Annotated in this window: 23 protein-coding genes; 12 read left to right on the top strand and 11 right to left on the bottom strand. The window is 71.1% G+C overall.

Going from position 1 to position 21,385, the window contains the following annotated elements:
* Positions 1–7: 7 nt before the first annotated feature.
* On the bottom strand, positions 8–862 hold the full coding sequence (locus BLU79_RS31885) for an NAD-dependent epimerase/dehydratase family protein (RefSeq protein ID WP_093909438.1): 855 nt from the start codon (positions 860–862) through the stop codon (positions 8–10).
* 119 nt (positions 863–981) lie between these two features.
* Between BLU79_RS31885 and BLU79_RS31880 the strand changes: the two genes are divergently transcribed.
* Positions 982–1,833 carry a helix-turn-helix transcriptional regulator gene (locus BLU79_RS31880; protein ID WP_093909437.1) on the top strand — a complete coding sequence of 284 codons (852 nt, stop codon included), beginning with the start codon at positions 982–984 and terminating at the stop codon, positions 1,831–1,833.
* 2 nt (positions 1,834–1,835) lie between these two features.
* On the opposite strand, the gene era is transcribed toward BLU79_RS31880, so the two are convergent.
* On the bottom strand, positions 1,836–2,804 hold the full coding sequence (gene era, locus BLU79_RS31875) for a GTPase Era (RefSeq protein ID WP_093909436.1): 969 nt from the start codon (positions 2,802–2,804) through the stop codon (positions 1,836–1,838).
* A gap of 165 nt (positions 2,805–2,969) precedes the next feature.
* On the opposite strand from era, the gene BLU79_RS31870 reads away from it, so the two are divergent.
* Together BLU79_RS31870 and BLU79_RS31865 are read left to right on the top strand one after the other, a co-directional pair.
* Positions 2,970–4,289 (top strand): ammonium transporter, encoded by a 1,320-nt coding sequence (locus BLU79_RS31870; RefSeq protein ID WP_093909572.1) that lies wholly within the window; start codon positions 2,970–2,972, stop codon positions 4,287–4,289.
* Positions 4,286–4,624 carry a P-II family nitrogen regulator gene (locus BLU79_RS31865; protein ID WP_062715372.1) on the top strand — a complete coding sequence of 113 codons (339 nt, stop codon included), beginning with the start codon at positions 4,286–4,288 and terminating at the stop codon, positions 4,622–4,624. Before BLU79_RS31870 ends, BLU79_RS31865 begins: the two co-directional genes overlap by 4 nt.
* A gap of 54 nt (positions 4,625–4,678) precedes the next feature.
* On the opposite strand, the gene BLU79_RS31860 is transcribed toward BLU79_RS31865, so the two are convergent.
* Complete coding sequence (locus BLU79_RS31860; RefSeq protein WP_093909435.1) at positions 4,679–5,155, bottom strand: hypothetical protein; 477 nt, start codon at positions 5,153–5,155, stop codon at positions 4,679–4,681.
* Between the two features lie 429 nt (positions 5,156–5,584).
* Between BLU79_RS31860 and BLU79_RS31855 the strand changes: the two genes are divergently transcribed.
* From BLU79_RS31855 to BLU79_RS31840, 4 genes are read left to right on the top strand one after another with little or no spacing between them, the layout of a single operon-like run.
* Positions 5,585–6,655: a PhoH family protein gene (locus tag BLU79_RS31855; protein WP_093909434.1), complete on the top strand. Its 1,071-nt coding sequence runs from the start codon at positions 5,585–5,587 to the stop codon at positions 6,653–6,655.
* A gap of 15 nt (positions 6,656–6,670) precedes the next feature.
* The gene (gene ybeY, locus BLU79_RS31850; RefSeq protein WP_093909433.1) at positions 6,671–7,168 is read left to right on the top strand and encodes an rRNA maturation RNase YbeY; all 498 of its coding nucleotides are present in this window, start codon (positions 6,671–6,673) and stop codon (positions 7,166–7,168) included.
* Positions 7,165–8,472, top strand: a complete 1,308-nt coding sequence (locus BLU79_RS31845; RefSeq protein WP_093909432.1) for a hemolysin family protein — start codon at positions 7,165–7,167, stop codon at positions 8,470–8,472. Before ybeY ends, BLU79_RS31845 begins: the two co-directional genes overlap by 4 nt.
* Positions 8,469–8,828, top strand: coding sequence for an MmcQ/YjbR family DNA-binding protein (locus BLU79_RS31840; RefSeq protein ID WP_093909431.1), 360 nt, complete (start codon positions 8,469–8,471; stop codon positions 8,826–8,828). The genes BLU79_RS31845 and BLU79_RS31840 overlap by 4 nt, the downstream gene beginning before the upstream one ends.
* On the opposite strand, the gene BLU79_RS31835 is transcribed toward BLU79_RS31840, so the two are convergent.
* Positions 8,790–10,277, bottom strand: coding sequence for an MFS transporter (locus BLU79_RS31835; RefSeq protein WP_093909430.1), 1,488 nt, complete (start codon positions 10,275–10,277; stop codon positions 8,790–8,792). The genes BLU79_RS31840 and BLU79_RS31835 overlap by 39 nt on opposite strands.
* Positions 10,278–10,425: 148 nt before the next feature.
* Between BLU79_RS31835 and BLU79_RS31830 the strand changes: the two genes are divergently transcribed.
* Positions 10,426–11,247, top strand: coding sequence for a helix-turn-helix transcriptional regulator (locus BLU79_RS31830; RefSeq protein ID WP_256333533.1), 822 nt, complete (start codon positions 10,426–10,428; stop codon positions 11,245–11,247).
* Between the two features lie 118 nt (positions 11,248–11,365).
* Positions 11,366–11,719 (top strand): hypothetical protein, encoded by a 354-nt coding sequence (locus BLU79_RS31825; protein WP_093909428.1) that lies wholly within the window; start codon positions 11,366–11,368, stop codon positions 11,717–11,719.
* A gap of 152 nt (positions 11,720–11,871) precedes the next feature.
* On the opposite strand, the gene BLU79_RS31820 is transcribed toward BLU79_RS31825, so the two are convergent.
* The gene (locus BLU79_RS31820; protein ID WP_093909427.1) at positions 11,872–12,276 is read right to left on the bottom strand and encodes a nuclear transport factor 2 family protein; all 405 of its coding nucleotides are present in this window, start codon (positions 12,274–12,276) and stop codon (positions 11,872–11,874) included.
* 112 nt (positions 12,277–12,388) lie between these two features.
* Between BLU79_RS31820 and BLU79_RS31815 the strand changes: the two genes are divergently transcribed.
* Positions 12,389–13,189, top strand: coding sequence for a VOC family protein (locus BLU79_RS31815; protein WP_093909426.1), 801 nt, complete (start codon positions 12,389–12,391; stop codon positions 13,187–13,189).
* Between the two features lie 48 nt (positions 13,190–13,237).
* Here BLU79_RS31815 and BLU79_RS31810 read toward each other — a convergent pair whose 3' ends face one another.
* The 3 genes from BLU79_RS31810 to BLU79_RS31800 form a co-directional block, all read right to left on the bottom strand.
* Positions 13,238–14,395 (bottom strand): carbohydrate kinase family protein, encoded by a 1,158-nt coding sequence (locus tag BLU79_RS31810; protein WP_371131979.1) that lies wholly within the window; start codon positions 14,393–14,395, stop codon positions 13,238–13,240.
* A gap of 117 nt (positions 14,396–14,512) precedes the next feature.
* A complete protein-coding gene (locus BLU79_RS31805; protein WP_093909425.1) occupies positions 14,513–15,802 on the bottom strand; it encodes a glucarate dehydratase family protein in 1,290 nt (429 codons plus the stop codon).
* A complete protein-coding gene (locus tag BLU79_RS31800) occupies positions 15,799–16,746 on the bottom strand; it encodes a 5-dehydro-4-deoxyglucarate dehydratase (protein ID WP_177001254.1) in 948 nt (315 codons plus the stop codon). The genes BLU79_RS31805 and BLU79_RS31800 overlap by 4 nt, the downstream gene beginning before the upstream one ends.
* A gap of 104 nt (positions 16,747–16,850) precedes the next feature.
* Here BLU79_RS31800 and BLU79_RS31795 point away from each other — a divergent pair, with 104 nt between their 5' ends.
* Positions 16,851–17,636, top strand: coding sequence for an IclR family transcriptional regulator (locus BLU79_RS31795; protein WP_093909423.1), 786 nt, complete (start codon positions 16,851–16,853; stop codon positions 17,634–17,636).
* Between the two features lie 231 nt (positions 17,637–17,867).
* Positions 17,868–19,055 (top strand): MFS transporter, encoded by a 1,188-nt coding sequence (locus BLU79_RS31790; protein WP_093909422.1) that lies wholly within the window; start codon positions 17,868–17,870, stop codon positions 19,053–19,055.
* A 21-nt stretch (positions 19,056–19,076) separates the two neighbouring features.
* Here BLU79_RS31790 and BLU79_RS31785 read toward each other — a convergent pair whose 3' ends face one another.
* The 3 genes from BLU79_RS31785 to BLU79_RS31775 are packed head-to-tail and all read right to left on the bottom strand — an operon-like array spanning position 19,077 to position 21,371.
* Positions 19,077–20,069 (bottom strand): adenosine deaminase, encoded by a 993-nt coding sequence (locus BLU79_RS31785; RefSeq protein WP_177001253.1) that lies wholly within the window; start codon positions 20,067–20,069, stop codon positions 19,077–19,079.
* 20 nt (positions 20,070–20,089) lie between these two features.
* Entirely contained in the window at positions 20,090–20,995 is a 906-nt protein-coding gene (locus BLU79_RS31780; RefSeq protein ID WP_093909421.1) for a ribonuclease Z, read from the bottom strand.
* A 22-nt stretch (positions 20,996–21,017) separates the two neighbouring features.
* Entirely contained in the window at positions 21,018–21,371 is a 354-nt protein-coding gene (locus BLU79_RS31775; protein WP_093909420.1) for a histidine triad nucleotide-binding protein, read from the bottom strand.
* Positions 21,372–21,385 lie beyond the last annotated feature (14 nt).

The following is a 21,385-nucleotide window of genomic DNA, read 5'->3' as shown; positions in this document are numbered from 1 at the left end:
GCGTGGGCTAGAGCGCTCCGGCCTCCCGGGCTGCGTAGACCGACGGGTACAGCGGCCGGTAGCCCAGCTCGCGGCGGATACGGTCGGTGGAGGTGATCACGAGCCACGGGTCGGGATCGGTGCGGGTGTACAGCTCGGCGGGTACCTCGACGCCGTTGAGCTGGTGCAGCTCGACCGCCGTCACGGGCGCGTCGTCGGCGATGTTGTAGATCCGGCCGGCGATTCCGGGTGCGTGCAGGATCCGCAGCAGCCCCTGAGCGACGTCCGCGTGATGGCCCATCTGGAGCCGCTGCGTCGCGGCCCAGTTCCGGGCCCACATCATGGACTGGGCAAGGTGCGGATCGCCCTCGCCATAGACGAAGGGAAGGCGGGCGACGCGCACGTCCAGCCCTTCCAGGGCGAGCAGCTCGCGCTCCGCCTCGGCTTTGGACTCGGGATACGCACCCCACATCGCTCCGCCGGGCCGGGTCTCGTCGTCCTCGGTCAGCAGGCGGCCGCGTCCGACGCCGTACACCAGCCCCGTGCTGACCTGCACGAACCTCCGCACACCGGCCGCCTGCGCGGCGCGGCCCAGTTCCACGGCCGCGTCCCGGTTGACGGCCCACGCCTCCTCGTCCGGCACCCCGCGGAAAGACGCGGCGACGTTCACGACCGCGTCGACCCCGGCGACGGCCTTGCCGAGCGCCTCGGAGTCCCGCAGATCCCCTACGACGACCTGGGCGCCCAGTTCCGCGAAGGGTTCGCCGCGCGAGGCGTCACGCACGAGAACCCGTACCTCCTCCCCCGGCCGCCGCTGCGCCAGCAGCCTGGGCACAAAGCGCCGGCCGACCTGACCCGTCGTACCTGTCACCAAAGTCAGCATGTTCCGCTCCTCTCGTCACCGACCACCCTCGGTCGGCGCCGGTACGAGCGGGAGAGACCCGTTGATCAGGGGATCGGCAGTCCCTGGATAAGCCGGGCGGTGTGCCGCAGCCTGGAGGGGTGAACCGAGCCGAACTCGCCGACTTCCTCCGCCGCGGCCGTGCCCGCCTCGATCCCTCCGACGTGGGCCTCACGGCCGGCGCCCGCCGCCGTACGCCGGGGCTGCGCCGGGAGGAGGTGGCGGCGCTGGCCGGGATGTCCGTGGACTACTACGCGCGGCTGGAGCAGTCCCGGGGACCACGCCCGTCCCGCCAGATGCTGACGGCGCTGGCGCGCGCCCTGCGCCTCACGGACGACGAACGCGACCACCTGTTCCACCTGGCCGGCGAGGAGCCCCCGCGCCGCGAGACGGCGTCCGACCATGTGCGCCCCGGCCTGCTGCTGATCCTGGACCGTCTGCACGACACACCGGCGCAGGTGGTGACCGACTGCGGCGAGGTACTCGCCCAGAACACCATGGCCAGGGCGCTGATCGGCGATGTGGTGTCCCGCCCTCGGCGCGACCGCAACCTGGCCCGCCTGTTCTTCCTCGACCCGACGGCGCGGGCCCTGTTCCCGGAGGAGGACCGCGCGGACCACGCGCGCGGCCACGTCGCGAACCTGCGCGCGGTGGCCGCCGCCCGCCCGGACGACCCGGAACCGGCCGCGCTGGTCGCCGAACTCCGGGCATCCAGCGAGGAGTTCGCCCGCCTGTGGGACGAACACCAGGTGTCCCAGCGCAACCGCGCGACGAAACGCTTCCTGCACCCCTTCGTCGGCCTTCTGGAGCTGGACTGCGAGGTCATGCTCAGCCATCTGCACCACCACCTCCTGGTCGTGCACACGGCGCGACCGGGCACGGAGGCGTACGAGCGGCTGCAGTTGTTGCGGGTGGTGGGGTTGCAGGACATGTCCCCCGCTGCGAGCGGGTGAACTCAGAAGCCCAGCTTGCGCAGCTGCCTCGGATCGCGCTGCCAGTCCTTCGCGACCTTCACGTGCAGGTCCAGGAACACCGGCGTGCCGAGCAACGCCTCGATCTGCTTCCGGGACTTGATCCCGACGTCCTTCAGCCGCTTGCCCTTGGGCCCGATGATGATGCCCTTCTGGCTGGGGCGCTCGATGTAGACGAAGGCGTGGATGTCGAGGAGCGGCTTGTCGGCGGGGCGGTCCTCGCGGGGGAGCATCTCCTCGACGACGACGGCGATGGAGTGCGGGAGCTCGTCGCGGACGCCCTCCAGCGCGGCCTCGCGGATCAGCTCCGCGATCATGACCTGCTCGGGCTCGTCGGTGAGATCGCCCTCGGGGTAGAGCGCCGGCCCCTCCGGCAGGAGCGGGACGATCAGGTCGGCCAGCAGGTCCACCTGCTTGTCGCCGACCGCCGAGACCGGCACGATCTCGGCCCACTCGAAGCCCAGCTCCTTGCCGAGCTGGTCGATCGCGATGAGCTGCTCGGCGAGGGTCTTGCTGTCCACCAGGTCGGTCTTCGTGACGATCGCGATCTTCGGCGTCTTCTTGATCGACGCCAGTTCCTTCGCGATGAAGCGGTCACCGGGGCCGAGCTTCTCGTTCGCGGGCAGACAGAAGCCGATCACGTCGACCTCGGCCCAGGTGGTGCGCACGACGTCGTTGAGGCGCTCGCCGAGCAGGGTGCGCGGCTTGTGCAGCCCAGGGGTGTCGACCAGGATCAGCTGGGCGTCGGGCCGGTGCACGATCCCGCGCACCGTGTGCCGCGTCGTCTGCGGCTGGTTCGCGGTGATCGCGACCTTCTGGCCGACCAGAGCGTTCGTAAGGGTGGACTTGCCCGCGTTGGGGCGGCCCACGAAGCAGGCGAAGCCGGCGCGGTGGGGTGCCTCCGACGATGCCGACGGCTCGGATGACTTGCTGCGAACGCTCATGGCGCCCATTCTCCCTGATCCAAAAGCCCCTGCCGCACAAGGGAGCGACCACCCCCTGTCGTGTGAGCTTCCGGAAACCCTCACGCAACGAAACCTCACGGAAACACATCCGTACGCGACCAGAAACGCGCGCCCGTGAATCTCTGACAAGCCCCCACACCGTTGGAGACCACCGTGCCTCTCGCCGCCGCAAGCGTCGACACCGGCGACACCGCCTGGCTGCTCGCCGCCACCGCACTCGTGCTGCTGATGACACCGGGCCTGGCCCTGTTCTACGGCGGCATGGTCCGCACGAAGAGCGTCCTCAACATGCTGATGATGAGCTTCGTGGCCATCGCCCTCGTCACGGTCGTATGGCTGGCCTGCGGGTATTCGCTCGCCTTCGGGGACGACGCGGTCGGCGGGCTCATCGGCGGGCTCGACCACGTCGGTATGGCCGGTCTGGGACCCGACAGCGTCCAGGGCACCGTCCCCACCCTCCTCTTCGCCACCTTCCAGCTCACCTTCGCGATCATCACCGCCGCGCTGATCAGCGGTGCCGTCGCCGACCGGGCCAAGTTCGGTGCGTGGGTGGTGTTCGTGCCGGTGTGGGCGCTCCTCGTATACGTTCCCGTCGCCCACTGGACCTGGGGCCCCGGCGGCTGGATCCTCGAACACCTCGGCGCCCTCGACTTCGCCGGCGGTCTCCCCGTCGAGATCACCTCCGGCGCCTCCGGACTGGCGTTGTGCCTGGTCCTCGGACCGCGGCTCGGGTTCAAGAAGGATGCCATGCGGCCGCACAACCTGCCGATGGTCGTGCTGGGCGCGGGGCTGCTCTGGTTCGGCTGGCTCGGGTTCAACGCCGGCTCGGCGCTGGGCGCGAACGGCCTTGCCGCCGCCGTCTTCCTCAACACCCTCGCCGCCGGCTGCACCGGTCTGCTCGGCTGGCTCTTCGTCGAGCAGAAGCGGGACGGTCACCCCACCACCCTGGGCGCCGCGTCCGGCGCGGTCGCCGGGCTCGTCGCCATCACGCCGTCCTGCGGCTCGGTCTCCCTGCCGGGCGCGCTCGTGATCGGCCTCGCCGCCGGTGTGGTCTGCTCGTACGCCGTCGGCTGGAAGTTCAGGTTCGACTACGACGACTCCCTGGACGTCGTCGGCGTCCACCTCGTCGGCGGTGTCATCGGCACCCTGCTGATCGGCGTCTTCGCGACGGCCACGATGACGGGCGGGGCCGAGGGACTGCTCTACGGCGGCGGACTCACGCAGCTCGGCAAGCAGCTGGTGGCGATCGTGGCCGTGGCGGCGTACGCCTTCCTCGTCACCTATGGCATCGCCAAGGTCATCGACAAGGCCATGGGCTTCCGGGCGAGCGAGGAGCAGGAGCACACCGGCCTGGACCTTACGGTGCACGCCGAGAGCGCCTACGATCACGGGGTCCTGGGGCACGGCGCCCCGGTCACCGCGTCCGTCTCCTCTTCCGTTCCCGCCGCGCAGAAGGTCAAGAAGCAGGCATGAAGCTGATCACCGCGATCGTCAAGCCGTACCGGCTCGACGAGGTCAAGACCGCCCTCCAGGAGATCGGTGTGCACGGTCTGACCGTGACCGAGGCCAGCGGCTACGGCCGTCAGCGCGGCCACACCGAGGTGTACCGCGGCGCGGAGTACCAGGTGGACCTGGTACCGAAGGTCCGGATCGAGGTCGTCGTGGACGACGCGGCGGCCGACGACGTCATCGACGCCATCGTGAAGGCCGCCCAGACCGGCAAGATCGGCGACGGCAAGGTCTGGGCGCTGCCGGTTGAGACGGTCGTACGGGTACGGACGGGCGAGCGCGGCCCCGACGCGCTGTAAGCGCCGGGCGTCGAGACCGCGCCTGTCGTCAGCGCGTCACGCGCGCCGGGTGTGTCAGTCGAACACGAACGGGCCCGGCGACTGCGGCCCGGTCGCCGTGCACGTGATGGTGATGCCGAAGACGGTCATCTGCAGCGAGCCGCCGAAGGCCTCCAGGCTGTCCCCGGAGGCGACGGTGCCGCTGAGCGGGCCGACCTGGACGGGGTCGCCGGCGGCCATCGCCGGGTTCTCCGTGCCGGAGAAGGAGGCGGTGCCGCCGCTCGCCTTGACGAGGGTGAGCGTCGAGGAGATCGAGTCCTCCCCGAGCGCGATCGGCGCGGTGATCGCGGAGGAGTTGACGGTGATCGTGGCAGCGGTGCCGTTCTGCGTCGCGGTGAGGGTGGCCTCGCCGCCGCCGAAGCTGCCGCAGTCGGCGGTGATGGTCGCGGTTTCGGGGGTGACGGCGAGGGCGGCGGGCGCGAAGGCCAGTCCGGTGACCGCGAGGGCCCCGGTCAACAGCGCCGCACCTGCTCCGATTCGCGTTCGTCTCATGGGGATGAGCTCCCTTCCCGGGTGGGGAATTGCCATGTGGGGATGGACGGGAAGTGCTTGAGCAGGCCCTCGGCCGCAGGCGAGCGTGGTGCGGGACGCTCGCGTGGGGGGTGAATCTGACGGTCCGTCGGAACTGCTGTTTCCATTGATACGCGTGAGGCGGAGCCCGGCAAGGGTGATTTCCGGACGACGACAACCGCTCTCTTTCCGGGCCCTTCCGCCCCGGGACAGCGGAGTGTGACCGCCCGGGTACGGCCGCGAGAAGGCCGTTCCGCCCATGGACCAGCTCATGAACCAGCCCGTGAAAACGGCCACCGCGAAAAGGCCTACGGCGTTGTCAGTCCCCCGGCGTACTCTTGAAATCGCCAGGCCGCCCACGTGGCAGGCGAGTCGTATCTAGGAGGATGAGCAGGCCTACAGAGCCGGCCCATGACTCAGACACCCACAGCTCACACCCCCGCGCAGGGGAACGCACGAGCACAGTTCACCGTCCCCGCCCAGCACCCCATGGTGACCGTCCTGGGGTCCGGCGACTCGCTCCTGCGCGTGATCGAGAAGGCCTTCCCGGCGACCGACATCCATGTCCGGGGCAATGAGATCAGCGCGGTCGGCGACTCCGCGGAAGTCGCCCTCGTACAGCGCCTGTTCGACGAAATGATGCTGGTGCTCCGCACCGGGCAACCGATGACGGAGGACGCAGTGGAACGCTCGATCGCCATGCTCAGAGCAAGTGAGAACGGCGAGCAGGACGGCCAGGAGACCCCGGCCGAGGTGCTCACCCAGAACATCCTCTCCTCGCGCGGCCGCACGATCCGCCCGAAGACCCTCAACCAGAAGCGCTACGTCGACGCGATCGACAAGCACACGATCGTCTTCGGCATCGGCCCCGCCGGTACGGGCAAGACCTACCTCGCCATGGCCAAGGCGGTGCAGGCCCTGCAGTCCAAGCAGGTCAACCGCATCATCCTGACCCGGCCTGCGGTGGAGGCCGGTGAGCGGCTGGGATTCCTGCCGGGCACGCTGTACGAGAAGATCGACCCCTACCTGCGCCCGCTGTACGACGCGCTGCACGACATGCTCGACCCCGACTCCATCCCCCGGCTCATGGCCGCCGGGACCATCGAGGTCGCGCCGCTGGCGTACATGCGTGGCCGGACCCTCAATGACGCCTTCATCATTCTCGACGAGGCCCAGAACACCAGCCCCGAGCAGATGAAGATGTTCCTCACCCGCCTCGGCTTCGACTCGCAGATAGTCATCACCGGTGACGTGACCCAGGTCGACCTCCCGGACGGCACCAAGTCCGGTCTGCGGCAGGTGCAGGACATCCTGGAGGGCGTCGAGGACGTCCACTTCTCCCGGCTCTCCTCGCACGATGTCGTCCGGCACAAGCTGGTCGGCCGTATCGTCGACGCGTACGAGAAGTTCGACAACCAGCACGGCACCCAGAACGGCACGCACAAGGGCCGCGGCGGCAAGGCCGGGCACAAGGGGAAGTAGAGAACACGCGCGACCATGTCGATCGACGTCAACAACGAGTCCGGAACCGAGGTCGACGAGCAGGCGATCCTCGACATCGCCCGCTACGCGCTCGCGCGGATGCGCATCCACCCGCTCTCCGAGCTCTCGGTGATCGTCGTGGACGACGACGCCATGGAGCAGCTCCACATCCAGTGGATGGACCTGCCGGGGCCCACCGATGTCATGTCCTTCCCGATGGACGAGCTGCGGCCGCCCTCGAAGGACGATGACGAGCCGCCCCAGGGGCTGCTCGGCGACATCGTGCTGTGTCCCGAAGTCGCCGCCAAGCAGGGGGCGGAGGCGCCCACCCAGCACTCCATGGACGAGGAGCTCCAGCTGCTCACCGTCCATGGGGTGCTGCATCTGCTCGGGTACGACCACGAGGAGCCCGACGAGAAGGCCGAGATGTTCGGCCTGCAGGCCGCCATCGTGGACGGCTGGCGTTCGGAGAAGGGCCTGACCGGGCCCTCCCCCGCCCCGACCGTGTCATGAGCATCCCCCTCATCTCCGGGGCGATCGCCCTCGTGGTCGTCGCCTGGCTCGCCGCCTGCGCGGAGGCGGGCCTGGCGCGCGTCTCCAGCTTCCGCGCCGAGGAGGCCGTACGCAGCGGGCGGCGCGGCAGCGAGAAGCTCGCGCTGGTCGCCGCCGACCCGACGCGCTATCTGAACGTCGCGCTGCTGGTGCGCGTGGCCTGCGAGATGGCGGCCGCCGCGATCGTGACGTACGCCAGCCTCCAGGAGTTCGACAGCACCACCGAGGCGCTCCTGGTCGCCATAGCGGTGATGGTCCTGGTGTCGTACGTCGCCGTCGGGGTCTCCCCGCGCACCATCGGCCGTCAGCACCCGCTGAACACGGCGACGGCGGCGGCGTATGTGCTGCTGCCGCTCGCGCGGATCATGGGGCCGATCCCGTATCTGCTGATCCTCATCGGCAACGCGCTCACGCCGGGCAAGGGCTTCCGCCGCGGTCCGTTCGCCTCGGAGGCGGAGCTGCGGGCGCTGGTCGACCTCGCCGAGAAGGAGTCGCTGATCGAGGACGAGGAGCGCCGTATGGTGCACTCGATCTTCGAGCTGGGCGACACGCTGGTGCGCGAGGTCATGGTCCCGCGCACCGACCTCGTCGTCATCGAGCGCTACAAGACCATCCGCCAGGCCCTCACCCTCGCGCTGCGCTCCGGTTTCTCGCGCATACCGGTCGTCGGGGAGAGCGAGGACGACGTGGTGGGGATGGTGTATCTGAAGGACCTGACCCGCAAGACGCACATCTCCCGGGACGCGGAGAGCGAGCTGGTGTCGACGGCGATGCGGCCCGCGGTGTTCGTGCCCGACACCAAGAACGCCGGTGATCTGCTGCGCGAGATGCAGAAGGAGCGCAACCACGTCGCCGTGGTCATCGACGAGTACGGCGGCACGGCCGGCATCGTCACCATCGAGGACATCCTCGAGGAGATCGTCGGCGAGATCACCGACGAGTACGACCGTGAGCTGCCGCCGGTGGAGGAGCTGGGCGAGGACCGGCATCGGGTCACGGCGCGTCTGGACATCACCGACCTCGGCGAGCTGTACGGCCTCGACGAGTACGACGACGAGGACGTGGAGACGGTCGGCGGGCTGCTCGCCAAGGCGCTGGGCCGGGTGCCGATCGCCGGGGCGTCGTCGGTCGTGGAGCTGCCCGACGGCCGTGCGCTGCGGCTGACGGCGGAGGCGGCGGCGGGCCGCCGGAACAAGATCCTGACGGTACTGGTCGAGCCGGTGGGTCCCGTGGACTCCCCGGAGAAGGAGACGAAGCCGGAGTGACCCCTCAGGAACTGCGGACCCTCTGTCTCTCCTTCAACGCGGCTGTGGAGGACTTCCCCTTCGCTCCGGAGATCTCGGTCTTCAAGGTGCTGGGCAAGATGTTCGCCCTGAGCTGGATCGACTCCCGCCCCCTCAAGGTCAACCTCAAGTGCGACCCGGAGGACGCGGTGCGGCTCCGCGGTGAGCACGAGGGCCTGATCATCCCCGGCTACCACATGAACAAGCGGCACTGGAACACCGTCACGGTGGACGGCGAGCTCCCGGACCGCCTGGTCCGGGAGCTCGTCGAGGACTCGTACGACCTCGTCGTCGCCGGTCTACCGCGAGCCGAGCGGCTCCGCCTCGACCGCCCCTGAGCTGTCCGCCGCTGAACCGGCAGCTCGCCGGGTCCGCAGGCCGAGTGCGATCAGGGCCGCGGTGACCAGCAGGATCCCCGTGTTGAGGGCCATGACCGTGCGGGTGCCGGACAGCAGGTCGTCGGCGGTGGTCGCGAGGACGCCCAGCAGCGGGATGCCGACCGTGAGGCCGACCTGCTGGGTGGAGGTGACCAGGCCGGTGGCCAGGCCCTGCTCCTCGTCGGGGACGCCGGAGGTGACCGTCAGACCGTAGGAGATGATCGCGCCCAGGTGGAACATGCTCGCCAGCGAGACGGCGGCGGTGGCGAGCCAGACGGACCAGGTGTGGGCGTTCAGGAACAGCAGGCCCGCGATGAAGGCGCCCTGCCCGGCCAGCGAGACGACCAGGGTGCGGCGCGCGCCGAGACGGCTGACGAACCGCGGGGTCAGTGCACCGGCGATCACCGACATGACGCCCTGGAAGCCGAAGACCAGGCCCGTCTCCCAGGCCGACAGGTCCAGGATCTCCTGCAGGTACAGGGTGAGCACGAAGATCACCGTCGACATCATCGAGAAGGTGACCAGACCGCCCAGGTTGCCCCACGCGACCGTGCGGCGGCGCAGCATCGGCAGGGAGACCAGGGGTGCCTCGGTGCGGGACTCGACGACCACGAAGGCGGTGAGGAGCGCGATGCCCGCGATCAGGGCCACGATGACGTCGACGCGGCCGAAGCCGTGGTCGGCGGCCGTCGTCAGGGCGTAGATCAGGGACAGCAGACCACCGGTGACGGTGATCGCGCCGGGCACGTCCAGCCGTGGGCGTTCCGGGGTGCGGGACTCAGGCAGCAGGCCGGGCGCGAGCGGCAGCACGACCAGCGCGAAGAGCGCGAGCAGGGCCATCGTGGAGCGCCAGCCGAGCGCGTCGGTCAGGACGCCGCCCGCGACCATGCCGATGGTGAAGCCGAGGGACATGAGCGTCCCGGAGATGCCGAGGGCGCGGGCGCGGGCCGGCCCCTCGGCGAAGGTGGTCGTCAGCAGGGACATGCCGGTCGGGACGATGACCGCCGCGCCGAGGCCCTGGAGGGCGCGTCCGGTGAGGAACGACGCGGGGTTCCAGGCGAACGTCGCGAGCACCGAGGCCGCGGCGAACAGGGCGAGGCCGGTGAGGAACAGTTTGCGGCGGCCGTAGAGGTCGCCGATGCGGCCGAAGAGGAGCAGGAATCCGCCGGACGGCAGCGCGAACGCCGTGACCGCCCACTGCAACGCCGACTGGCTCATGCCGAGGTCGGCGCCGAGGACGGGGAGGGCGACGTTCAGGACGGAGAAGTCGAGCGCGACCATGAACTGGGCGGCGCACAGGACGAACAGGACGAGTTTGTCGCGCGTCGACATCCGGGGGGTGTCGAGCGGCGGGGTCGGGAGGGAGCCGGGGGTGGGACTGGTGGTGGGACTGTCGGTGTCGATCGCCATGGGCAAGAGCCTGCTGCCGTCGGAATAGCCGTGGGGAGCGGGAAGTTGTCCTGGTGGTGGCACCACCAGCCAACAGGACGAGGGGGATTCGTACGTGGCGCAGGACACGCTGAGGAGCAGACGGCGGAGTGAGCTGCGGGAGTTCCTGATGACCAGGCGGGCCCGGGTGACGCCGGCCGAGGCGGGTCTGCCGGACGGTGGAGCGCGGCGCCGGACGCCGGGGTTGCGGCGTGAGGAGGTCGCGGTGCTCGCCGGGGTGGGTGCGTCCTGGTACCAGTGGCTGGAGCAGGGGCGGGAGATCTCCGTGTCGCCGCAGGTGCTGGACTCGGTGGCGCGGGTGCTGCGGCTGAGCAACGCCGAGCGGCGGCACCTGTATCTGCTGGCCGGGATGAATCCGCCCGAGCGCGAAGTGGCGCCCGAGAAGCAGGACATGTGCGACGGGCTGCGGCGGCTGATCGACGCGTGGATGCCGTATCCGGCGCACATCATGGACCGGTACTACAACGGCGTGCTGTACAACGACGCGGCGGCGACGGTGCTCGGCATGCGGCCCGGCAAGAACTGGAACTGCCTGCTCGACTTCTTCACCGATCCGATGTACCGGTCACGGTCGAGGAACTGGGAGCGCAACGCCCGCACGGTCGTGGCACAGTTCCGCGCCGCCTGCTCGGCCTCCCCCGACGACGAGGGGTTCCAGTCCGTGCTGGCCGAGGCGAAGGCGTCCAGCCCGGAGTTCCGCGAGCTGTGGGAGCGGCGGGACATCGAGGACGCCGGGCAGATCCGCAAGGAGCTGGACCATCCGCTGGTCGGGCTGCTGTGCCTGGAGTCGAGCGTGATGCAGATGCCGGCGCGGCCCGATCTGTCGATCGTCCTGCATACGCCGCTGGACGAGGCGAACACGGCGGCGAAGCTGGCGTGGCTGGCGTCGCCGGAGGGGCGGCGCGGGGCGATGTACCCCGTGGCCGGTTAGGCCGTACCCGGTGGCCGGTCGGGCCGTACCTGGTGGCTGGTTGGGCCTGCCCGGTAGCCGGTTGGGCCGCCCTACCCCGTGGCCGGTCCGGTCCGTCGCCGCTACGTATGCTCAGGTCATGACCGACAACAGCGCGCTCGACCCCGAGGACCGCAAGATCGTCACCCTGGCCCGTTCCGCGCGGGCCCGCAACGGTGTGCCCGAGGGGGCGGCCGTACGGGACGACACCGGCCGTACGTATGTTGCCGGGACCGTCGCCCTGGACTCGTTGCGGCTGAGCGCGCTGCGGACGGCGGTGGCGATGGCGGTGGCCTCCGGGGCGAAGTCGCTGGAGGCGGCGGCGGTCGTGACGGAGGCGGAGGCGCCGTCGGCGGAGGACCTGGCCGCGGTGCGGGACCTGGGCGGTGCCGAGACGCCGGTGTTGGTGGCGGGGCCGGACGGGGCGGTGCGGGCTACCGTGACGGCGGGCTGAGGTCCGGAGGGGTTTCGCCCCCGCCGCCCCTACCCGTCCCATCACTGGGGGCTGCCGCCCCCAGACCCCCGCTTCGGCCCTTAAGGGGCCTCGTCCTCAAACTCCCCCAGAGGGGGGACCCCCAGACGGGCTGAAATGCCCAGGCCTGCGCTTCAGGCCCGGGCCGCCGCCGTGATGTGGCTCAACACGCAGCGCCAGCCCTCGTCACCCCGTACGAAAACGTCGGTCGTCCACTCGTCGGCGTCGAAGCGCTCGCCCTTGTAGTGGGCCGTGTTCGTCACCCGGGTCGTCAGGACCGCCGAGTCGCCGTACACCTGGATCCGGGGCTCGCCGACGAGTTGGAAGGCCGAGTGGGTCAGGTCGCCGGATTCGACGTACGTCAGGAACTGGGCCTTGGTGGAGATGCCCGACTCGGAGACGATGACCCAGTCGTCGGCCATGAAGTCGGCGATGCGGGTGGGGTCGTTGGAGACCATGGCTGCCGCCCAGGCGTGTGCGAGGGCGGCGAGGCGGTCGGCGTCCGGGGGCTCCGGGGCCGTGTGCGCGTCGTCGCTCATGGGCGGATGGTAACCAGGGTCGGCCTGCGCGGCGCCCGGAGAGCGTCCGAGGGGCGGGTGTCGGTGCCCGGTGTCACGCTGGGGTCAGACGAGTCTGCGAAAGGGCGTCGCCATGATCACCACTGACCTCACCCCCGGCTCCCCCTGTTGGCTCGACCTCGGTGCCCCCGACGTCCGGGCCGCCGCGGCCTTCTACGGCGCGGTGCTCGGCTGGGAGTACGAGTCCATGGGCGAGGCGGAGGACTTCGAAGGCGGGATGTTCAAGAAGGACGGCAAGACGGTCGCCGGGCTCGGCAAGCTCACCGAGGAGGGGGCGCGCTCGGCCTGGATGATCTACTTCACCGTCACCGACGCGGACGCCGCGAAGCAGGCGGTCGAGGGTGCGGGCGGCTCGGTGCGGGTCGCGCCGATGGACCTTGAGGACTGGGGTCGGATGGCGCAGTTCAGCGACCCGCTGGGCGGCCAGTTCGCGGTCTGGCAGCCGGGGAAGGACTCGGGCTTCGAGCTGGCGGACGAGTCGGGGTCGCTGTCGTGGACCGAGCTGTACACGAGCGACGCGGGGGCCGCGAAGGAGTTCTACGGCACCGTCTTCGGCTGGCAATACAGCGATATGGAGCTGCCGGGCGGCGGGGGCGCGTACACCCTCATCACGCCTGCCGGTCAGCCCGAGGAGCGGATGCAGGGCGGCCTCATGGAGCTGCCCAAGGAGAACCTCGCGCTGGCGGGCGGGCTGCCGTACTGGCACCCGGTCTTCAATGTCGACGACTGCGACGCCGCGGTCGCCAAGGTCACGGAGAGCGGCGGCAGCGTGCAGATGGGGCCGGAGGACGCGGAGGGGGTTGGCAGGCTGGCCGTGTGCCTCGATCCGTCCAACGCGGACTTCGTGGTGCTGAAGCCGGCGACGCCCGGCTGAGGCCCCCTGCATCGAAGCATCGAGGAGCGTCACCGTCGGCCTGCGCTGTCACGCCAACCGTCTGAACCCGATCGTCGGCACCGCCCGCCGCAGCGGCCACGCTCTCGTCGCCTCCTCCGGCACCAGGTCCGCCAGGAACGCGTACCGGCGCAGGGCCTCGGGGTCCTGCCGGTCATGGGACTGCACCTGGCGCCACCACGCGCCGATCTCGGCCCAGCCGGGGGCCGACAGGGAGCCGCCGAACTCCTGGACCGAGAGGGCGGCCGTCAGGCCCGCGAAGGCGAGGCGGTCCGCCAGCGGCCAGTCGGCCAGAGTGCCGGCTACGAAGCCGGCGACGAAGACGTCCCCGGCGCCGGTCGGGTCGAGGGCCTCCACCTCGATGGCCGGCACCACGGCCGTCTCCCCGGTCCGGCCGTCCACGGCGTAGGCGCCCTCCGCGCCGAGGGTCACCACGGCCACCGGGACGTATGCCGTGAGGGCGTGGGCCGCCTCGCGGGGGCACTCGGTGCCCGTGTAGCGCATGGCCTCCTGGGCGTTCGGCAGGAACGCCTCGCAGTGCTCCAGGTCGGCCAGCCCGGCCAGATCCCACGCCCCGGTGTCGTCCCAGCCGACGTCGGCGAAGATGCGGGCGCCCTTGCTCGCGGCCTGCGCGATCCAGGGGGCGCGGGTGCCCGGCACCAGGGAGGCGACGGCGGCACGCGCGCGTGGGGGGCAGTCGGGCGCCGGTTCCTCCGGGGGCGGCTCATGGCCGTGGGAGACCATCGTGCGCTCTCCCTCGTACGCCATCGAGACCGTCACCGACGAGTGCCAGCCCGGCACCGTGCGCGACGGCGAGAGGTCGATGCCCTCGCCGTGCTCCAGCGCGTCCCAGCAGTACTCGCCGTAGTGGTCGTCGCCGAAGGCCGCCGCGAGCGACGTCTTCAGGCCGAGGCGGGCGAGGGCCGTCGCCATGTTGGCGACCCCGCCGGGGCTCGACCCCATCCCGCGCGCCCAGGACTCGGTCCCGCGCACCGGGGCCGAGTCGAGGCCGGTGAAGATGATGTCGAGGAAGACCGGGCCCGTGAGGTACACGTCCCAGGGCGGGTCGGCGGGCGTGCGCAGGCCGGCGAGGGGGTCGACCTGGGCCCGGCGATACGGCCCCGCCGCCTTGGACAGCGGTCTCTGGGGCGAGGGTCCCTTCCCATTGGGCGCGGTGGGCGTGGTCACGGTGCGCTCCCTGACGTGGTGCTGATCTGGCCAGTGTGCACCACGCCACCGACAACGCCACGGCGATCTTGCCCGATCCACCCCGTCCGGGCAGGTAGTCGGCAGGTCGGCGGCCTCCTACCAGCGCGGCACCGTCGGCGTCACCCACCCCGGCTCGGCGATCCGCATCGCCGCCGCGTCGTCGCGTTCCCGCAGCGAGCCGTCGTCTTCCAGCCACCGCCGGTGCAGCTCGGCGAGGCGGTCGCGGTCCAGTTCGACGCCGAGGCCGGGCGCGTCCGGCACGGCGACCTTGCCGTCGTCGAAGGTGAGGCGCTCGGTGAGGACGTCCTCGGACTGCCAGGGGTAGTGGGAGTCGCAGGCGTGGTGGAGGTTCGGCACGGTCGACGCGACGTGGGTCATCGCGGCCAGGGAGATGCCCAGGTGGGTGTTGGAGTGCATGGACACCCCGACGCCGAAGGTGCGGCAGATCGCCGCCAGTTGCTGGGTGTTGCGCAGCCCGCCCCAGTAGTGGTGGTCGGAGAGGACGACCTGGACGGCGTCCTTGGTGAACGCCTCCTTGATCTCCGTGAACGTCGTCACGCACATGTTGGTCGCCAGCGGCACCCCGCTCAGCGCGGCGACCTCGGCCATGGCGCCCGTACCGAGCGTCGGGTCCTCCAGGTACTCCAGGACGTCCCCGAGCTCCCGCGCCACCTGCAGCGAGGTCTCCACGGACCAGGCCCCGTTGGGGTCGAGGCGCAGGGGGTGCCCGGGGAAGGCCTCCGCGAGGGCCCGTACGGCGGCGATCTCCTCCTCCGGCGCGAAGACACCGCCCTTGAGCTTGAAGGACGTGAACCCGTACCGCTCCTTGAACCTCCGCGCCTGCTCCACGACCCCGGCCGGATCGACGGCGGCACCCCAGTCGTCCTTCTCCGCGGGCACGCCCTCCGGATGGTCGGCCCACTTGTAGAACAGGTACGCGCTGTACTCGACCGCGTCCCGCACCTTGCCGCCGAGCAGCGCGTGCACGGGCAGCCCGAGCGCCTTGCCGAGGGCGTCGAGGCAGGCGACCTCGAAGCCGGAGATGACGGACAGGCGCAGCTTGTCGGCGGTCTGGACGCCGCGCAGCCCGCCGACGTCGACCTGCCCGGAGACCCGGGACTGGTCGACGGCCACCTCGTCCGCGACGACGAACAGGCCGTTGAGGTCGGCGACCTGACGCCCGATCAGCTTCTCCGCGAACGGCCGGGCGAGTTCCAGGTACTTGGTGTCGCCGTACGTCTCGCCGACCCCGACGACCCCGTCCGCCGTCTCGACCTCCACGATCAGCCGGGGCGTGTACGGCTGGTGCACGCCCTGGGTGTTCAGCAGGGGCGGGTCGGCGACCAGGATCGGCGTCAGGCGGACATCGGTGATCGTGAGGTTCACAGTGCGGCTCCTGCGAGGTCGAGTCCGGCGGTGAGCAGGGTGCGCAGGTCGGCCAGATCGGCGGCCGACGGGTCGGTGAGCGGGGCGCGTACGGGGCCGACGGGGCGGCCGCGCAGCCGGGCCGCCGCCTTCACCAGTGACACGGAGTATCCGGGCACCCGGTCGCGCAGTTCGACGAGCGGGACGTAGAAGTCGCGCAGCAGCTTGTCGACCGTGCCGTGGTCGCCGGCCTGGAGGGCGGCGAAGAAGGCGTTCGCGATCTCGGGGGCGAAGGCGTGGACGGCGGAGGAGTAGGCGGGGACGCCGACGGTGGCGTAGGCGCGGGCCTGGATCTCGGCGGTGAGGGCGCCGTTGAAGAAGAGGAAGTCCTCGGGGGCGGCGAGGGTGAGGCGCTGGAGGCGGTCGAGGTCGCTGTGGCCGTCCTTGAGGCCGATGACGTTCGGGATGTCGGCGATGCGCTTCAACGAGGCGACCGTGAAGGCGACTTGGCCGCGCTGGTAGGCGATGAGGGGGAGGCCGGTGCGGGCCGCGATGTGCTCCAGCTGGGCGACCAGGCCGTCCTGCGGGGCGGCGATCAGATAGTGCGGCAGGACGAGGAGGGCGTCGGCGCCGGCCTCCTCGGCGATGCGCGCGAACCGGACGGCCTGCGCCCAGCCGTACCCGGTCCCGGCGACGACGGGCACGCGCCCGCCCGACTCCTCGACGGCGATCGAGACGATCTGCCGGTACTCGTCCTCGTCCAGCGAGAAGAACTCGCCGGTGCCGCAGGCGGGGAAGAGGGCGCCGGGGGCGGTGGCGAGCTGTGCGGCGACATAGGCGCGGAAGCCGTCCGGGTCCAGCGAGCCGTCCTCGTGGAAGCTCGTGAGCGGGAACGACAGGACGCCCTGCGCCATGCCGTCCCGCAGTCGCCGGGCCGTGTCCGTATCGAGGCTCACCCTCGTCATCTCCCCATGTAGACGTCATCCACGTATGAAAATGGAGATTAGATACGCGAACGCCGACCGTCAATGGCGCGGTCGAGCCGATTCGAGCCGATTACGATCGCCCCATGTCAGAGACAGGTGGCGTCCGCGAGGTGAAGTCCGCGGCGCGGACGGTCGAGTTGCTGGAACTCCTCGCCGCGCGCGGCGACCGCCCGGCACGCCTCCAGGAGCTGGCCGACGAGCTGGGCGTGCCGCGCAGCTCCATGTACGCGCTGCTGCAGACCCTGATCGCGCGCGGCTGGGTCCGCACCGACGTCACCGGCTCGCTCTACGGCATCGGCATCCACGCCCTGCTCACCGGCACCACCTACCTCGACTCCGACCCGCACGTCCGGGCCGTACGCCCCTATCTCGACGAGGCGTCCGACGCGCTGGGCGAGACGATCCACCTGGGGCGGCTGGACGGCCGGGACGTGGCGTACCTGGCGACGCGCGAGTCGCACGAGTACCTGCGGACCATCAGCCGCGTCGGCCGGCGCCTCCCGGCGCACGCGGGGGCGCTGGGGAAGGCCCTGCTGGCGGAGCGCCCTGACGCCGAGCTGGCCGAGGGCCCGTACGCGGCCCTCACCCCCAACACCCACACCACCCGCGAGTCCCTCGCCGCGGACCTCGGCGAGGTACGGGCGCGCGGCTACTCGGTCGACCGCGAGGAGGGCGTCCCCGGCATCGTCGGCTTCGGCTTCGCCCTGCGCTACGACATCCCGGCCCAGGACGCGATCAGTTGCTCGGTGCCGGTGGCGCGGCTGTCGGCGGGGCACGAGGAGCGGATCGTCGCGGTGATGCGGGAGATCAGGGCGAAGATCGAGGCGACGGTTCCGGGTGGCGGCGGGTCGGTGCACTGGCGCAGGTGAGGCCCGGGGACAGGGCACTTACGGGGCACCAGCGGGCCACTTGCGGCGCCCTCGAATACCCGCCCTCCGCCACCCCAAACAGAACGTGCCCCACATCACACAGCCCGCACTTCTTCGGGCCTCCCCCTCCTTGATACAAATTCTCCGCGCGTTCCTGTCCGTCGACGGCCTGCGCTCCTCCCCCTCTTGGCTCCTCCTGAGCCGCTCCTTTCGCATGCCCTGGGAACGCCCGTGTTCGCCCCCCGCACCACCCCCTGGCCCCTCGTCGCCCTTTTCACGGCCGGGTACCTCGCCCCGTATCTGCTGCCGACCGTCGTCGGCAGGCTCGACGCCGGGCTTCCGCTCTCCCCCACCCAGGCGGGTGCCGTCGGCAGCGCACTGCTGCTGAGCTCGGCGTCCGCCGGGTTCGCGCTGGCCTCGCGCGTCGACCGGATCGGGGCCCGCCGACTGGCCCGCGTCGGCCTCACCCTCGCGCTCATCGGCTACGGCGGGGCGGCCCTAACGCACCCCGTACCGGCCGTCGTCCTCGGCGTGCTCGTCGGCGGCTTCGGATCCGGTACGGCCACCGCGGTCGCCGCCACCCGCATCGCCGCCCAGCCCGACCCGCACCGGGCCACCACGGTCGGCCTCCTGGGCGTCTCCGCCCTCGCGGGCGCCGTCTATCTGACGGTCCCCCACCTCGGCCCCGGCCACGGCCTCCCGCTCGCCGCGATCGCCCTCACCGCGCTGGCCGTGTGGCCGCTGACAGGCCGTCTCCCGGCCGGCACGGCCAGGTCGCACCAGAGCGGTTGGGACAAGTCCCCCCTCCCTTGCCGCCGCCAGGGCCTGACCCTCGCCGTCTGCATGCTGTGCTGGTCCCTCGCCCAGAACTCCCTCTGGGGCGTCAGCGGCCGGATCGGCCTGACCCAGGCGCAGCTGACCGAGGCCACGGTCGGCGCGGTGTTCGCCGTCGCGCTCGGCGCCGGGCTGCTCGGCGTCACCGGGGCGGGCGCGCTCGGCCCGCGCCTGGGTCGCGCGCTGCCCATCGGAGTCGGTACGGCCCTCATCGCGGCCTGCATCGCGCTCAGCGCGTCCGCCACCGACCTGCCGACCTTCGCGACCGGCGAGATCGCCTGGAACACGCTCTACCCGATCGTCCTGTCGTACGTCATCGGCCTCGCCGCCTCCCTCGACGGGCGCGGCCGCTGGGCGGTGCTCGTCGGTTCGGCGTCGTCGCTGGGCACGGCGGCGGGCCCGCTGACCGGGAGCGTGCTGTCGGCGCAGGCCGGGTTCCCGGTGATGGGGGCGGTGCTGGCGGTCGGACTGCTGGTGATCGCCGTACCGCTGACGGTGGTGGCGCTGGGTGCGGGCAGGCGCCCGCTGCCGGTGGTGGAGATCCCGGTGGAGGCACCTGCCTACGACAAGGCAACCGCGGCCTGAGCGCCCTGGAGGGGCACTGAGCTAGGGGAACTCGTACGCCTCGACCTCCGCGAGATACCTCTCCCGCCGCTCCTCGTCATCCTCCAGGAAGGACGCCACAAAGGAGTTCCGGGCCAGCTCGCGCAGCCGGTCCTCGGTCAGGCCCAGCGCCGAGCGCACCGCGTCGAAGTTGTCGCCCGCGTAGCCGCCGAAGTAGGCCGGGTCGTCGGAGTTGACCGTGCACATCAGCCCGGCGTCGAGCATGGCGGGCAGGGGATGGTCGGCGAGGACGTCGACGGTACGCAGCCGCACGTTCGACAGCGGACACAGCGTCAACGGCACCCGCTCCCGCACCAGCCGCTCGACCAGCGCCGGATCCTCCATGCACCGCAGCCCGTGGTCGACGCGCTCGACGCCGAGGACGTCGAGGGCCTCGGTGATGTAGGCGGGCGGCCCCTCCTCGCCGGCGTGCGCGACGCGGCGCAGCCCGAGGGCGGCGGCGGCCTCGTAGACCTCGCGGAACTTCACCGGCGGGTGTCCGACCTCGGCCGAGTCCAGGCCGATGCCGGTGATCCGGTCGAGATACGGCTCGGCGGCCCGGAGCGTCTCCATGGCCGACTCGGCGGAGTCGTCGCGCAGGAAGCACATGATGAGCCGGGTGGAGATGCCGTGGTTCGCCTGGCTGCCCGCCAGCGCCCGCCACAGCCCCTCGACGACCGTGCCCAGCTCGACGCCCCGCTTGGTGTGGGCCTGCGGGTCGAAGAAGATCTCCGCGTGCCGCACACCCTGGGCGGCGGCGCGGGCGAGGTAGGCGTTCGCGAGGTCCGCGAAGTCCTGCTCGGTACGCAGGACGGCCATGAGCTCGTAGTACAGGTTCAGAAAGGACTGGAGGTCCTCGAACTGGTAGGCCTTGCGCAGCTCGTCGGTGTCGCCGTACGGCAGCTCGACGTGGTTGCGGGCGGCCAGTTCGAAGGCGAGCTCGGGTTCGAGGGTGCCTTCGATGTGGAGGTGCAGCTCTGCTTTGGGGAGGGGCATCGAAGCATCGTACGGCGAGGTCAGCGCCGCTTCGGCAACGGCACCCGCAGCAGGTCGTGCGCCACGGTCAGCTCCCCGTCGAACCCGGCCTCCCGGGCCTGCCGCTCGAACTCGTCGGGCTCGGTGTAGCGCTGGCTGAAGTGGGTGAGCACGAGATGCCGTACACCGCAGTCGACGGCGACCCGAGCGGCTTGACCAGCCGTCAGATGCCCGTGCTCCTCGGCGAGTTCGACGTCCTCGTCCAAGAAGGTGGACTCGATGACGAGCATCTCGCAGCCGTCGGCGAGGGTGTACACGCCGTCGCACAGCCGGGTGTCCATGACGAACGCGAACCGCTGCCCGCGCCGCACCTCACTGACGTCGTCGAGCGAGACCCCACGGAGCACCCCTTCCCGCTGGAGCCGCCCGACGTCCGGCCCCTTGATGCCGTGCGCGGCGAGGCGGTCGGGCAGCATGCGGATCCCGTCGGGTTCGACGAGGCGATAGCCGTACGACTCGACGGGGTGCGACAGCCGGGCGGTGTGCAGCGCGTAGCCGCCGGTGTCGGCGATGACCCCGTCGGCGCTGATGGGCGCCTCGGCGATGTCGACGGTCTCGCGGTAGGCGGTGGCGTAGCGCAGCCGGTCGAAGAAGCGCTGCCCGGAAAGCGGGTAGTGGGCGGTGAGGGGATGCGGCACCTTGTCGAGGTTGATCCGCTGGATGACGCCGGCGAGGCCGAGCGAGTGGTCCCCGTGGAAGTGGGTGACGCAGATCCGGTTCAGGTCGTGCGCGGCGACTCCGGCACGGAGCATCTGCCGCTGGGTGCCCTCGCCGGGATCGAAGAGGATGCCCTCGCCGTCCCAGCGCAGCAGGTACCCGTTGTGGTTGCGGTGGCGGGTCGGGACCTGGCTCGCGGTGCCGAGGACGACCAATTCACGTACGGACACGGCTACTTCGACTTACTTCCGGTTATCCAGGGGGCCACTGCATACCGCGGCCGCCGATGATGTGGGCGTGGGCGTGGAAGACGGTCTGCCCGGCGCCCGCGCCCGTGTTGAAGACGATGCGGTAGCTCTCCAGCTTGTCCTCGTCGGCGACGGCCTGGGCCTCACGCAGGACGTCCGCGGCGAGGGTCGGCTCGGCGGTGGCGAGGGTGGCGACGTCCGGGTAGTGCGCCTTGGGGATGACCAGGACGTGGGTGGGCGCCTGGGGGTTTATGTCCCGGAAGGCGACGGTCGTCTCCGACTCCCGCACGATCGTCGCCGGGACGTGCCCCTCGACGATCTTGCAGAACAAGCAGTCGTCCTGCGGCTCCCCTGCCATGTTCCCTCCGGGGG

The sequence above is a fragment of the Streptomyces sp. cf386 genome, assembly GCF_900103585.1.
Lineage (GTDB): Bacteria > Actinomycetota > Actinomycetes > Streptomycetales > Streptomycetaceae > Streptomyces.
The sequence above is the reverse complement of the archived record's forward strand: the minus strand, read 5'-3'. Positions and strand labels throughout refer to the sequence as shown.

Bases quoted from the DNA above. Each gene is read 5' to 3' on its own strand.
- BLU79_RS31885 (WP_093909438.1), bottom strand. From the start codon at position 862: ATGCTGACTTTGGTGACAGGTACGACGGGTCAGGTCGGCCGGCGCTTT.
- era (WP_093909436.1), bottom strand. From the start codon at position 2,804: ATGGGCGCCATGAGCGTTCGCAGCAAGTCATCCGAGCCGTCGGCATCG.
- BLU79_RS31865 (WP_062715372.1), top strand. From the start codon at position 4,286: ATGAAGCTGATCACCGCGATCGTCAAGCCGTACCGGCTCGACGAGGTC.
- BLU79_RS31860 (WP_093909435.1), bottom strand. From the start codon at position 5,155: ATGAGACGAACGCGAATCGGAGCAGGTGCGGCGCTGTTGACCGGGGCC.
- BLU79_RS31855 (WP_093909434.1), top strand. From the start codon at position 5,585: ATGACTCAGACACCCACAGCTCACACCCCCGCGCAGGGGAACGCACGA.
- ybeY (WP_093909433.1), top strand. From the start codon at position 6,671: ATGTCGATCGACGTCAACAACGAGTCCGGAACCGAGGTCGACGAGCAG.
- BLU79_RS31845 (WP_093909432.1), top strand. From the start codon at position 7,165: ATGAGCATCCCCCTCATCTCCGGGGCGATCGCCCTCGTGGTCGTCGCC.
- BLU79_RS31835 (WP_093909430.1), bottom strand. From the start codon at position 10,277: ATGGCGATCGACACCGACAGTCCCACCACCAGTCCCACCCCCGGCTCC.
- BLU79_RS31830 (WP_256333533.1), top strand. From the start codon at position 10,426: ATGACCAGGCGGGCCCGGGTGACGCCGGCCGAGGCGGGTCTGCCGGAC.
- BLU79_RS31825 (WP_093909428.1), top strand. From the start codon at position 11,366: ATGACCGACAACAGCGCGCTCGACCCCGAGGACCGCAAGATCGTCACC.
- BLU79_RS31820 (WP_093909427.1), bottom strand. From the start codon at position 12,276: ATGAGCGACGACGCGCACACGGCCCCGGAGCCCCCGGACGCCGACCGC.
- BLU79_RS31815 (WP_093909426.1), top strand. From the start codon at position 12,389: ATGATCACCACTGACCTCACCCCCGGCTCCCCCTGTTGGCTCGACCTC.
- BLU79_RS31800 (WP_177001254.1), bottom strand. From the start codon at position 16,746: ATGACGAGGGTGAGCCTCGATACGGACACGGCCCGGCGACTGCGGGAC.
- BLU79_RS31795 (WP_093909423.1), top strand. From the start codon at position 16,851: ATGTCAGAGACAGGTGGCGTCCGCGAGGTGAAGTCCGCGGCGCGGACG.
- BLU79_RS31785 (WP_177001253.1), bottom strand. From the start codon at position 20,069: ATGCCCCTCCCCAAAGCAGAGCTGCACCTCCACATCGAAGGCACCCTC.
- BLU79_RS31775 (WP_093909420.1), bottom strand. From the start codon at position 21,371: ATGGCAGGGGAGCCGCAGGACGACTGCTTGTTCTGCAAGATCGTCGAG.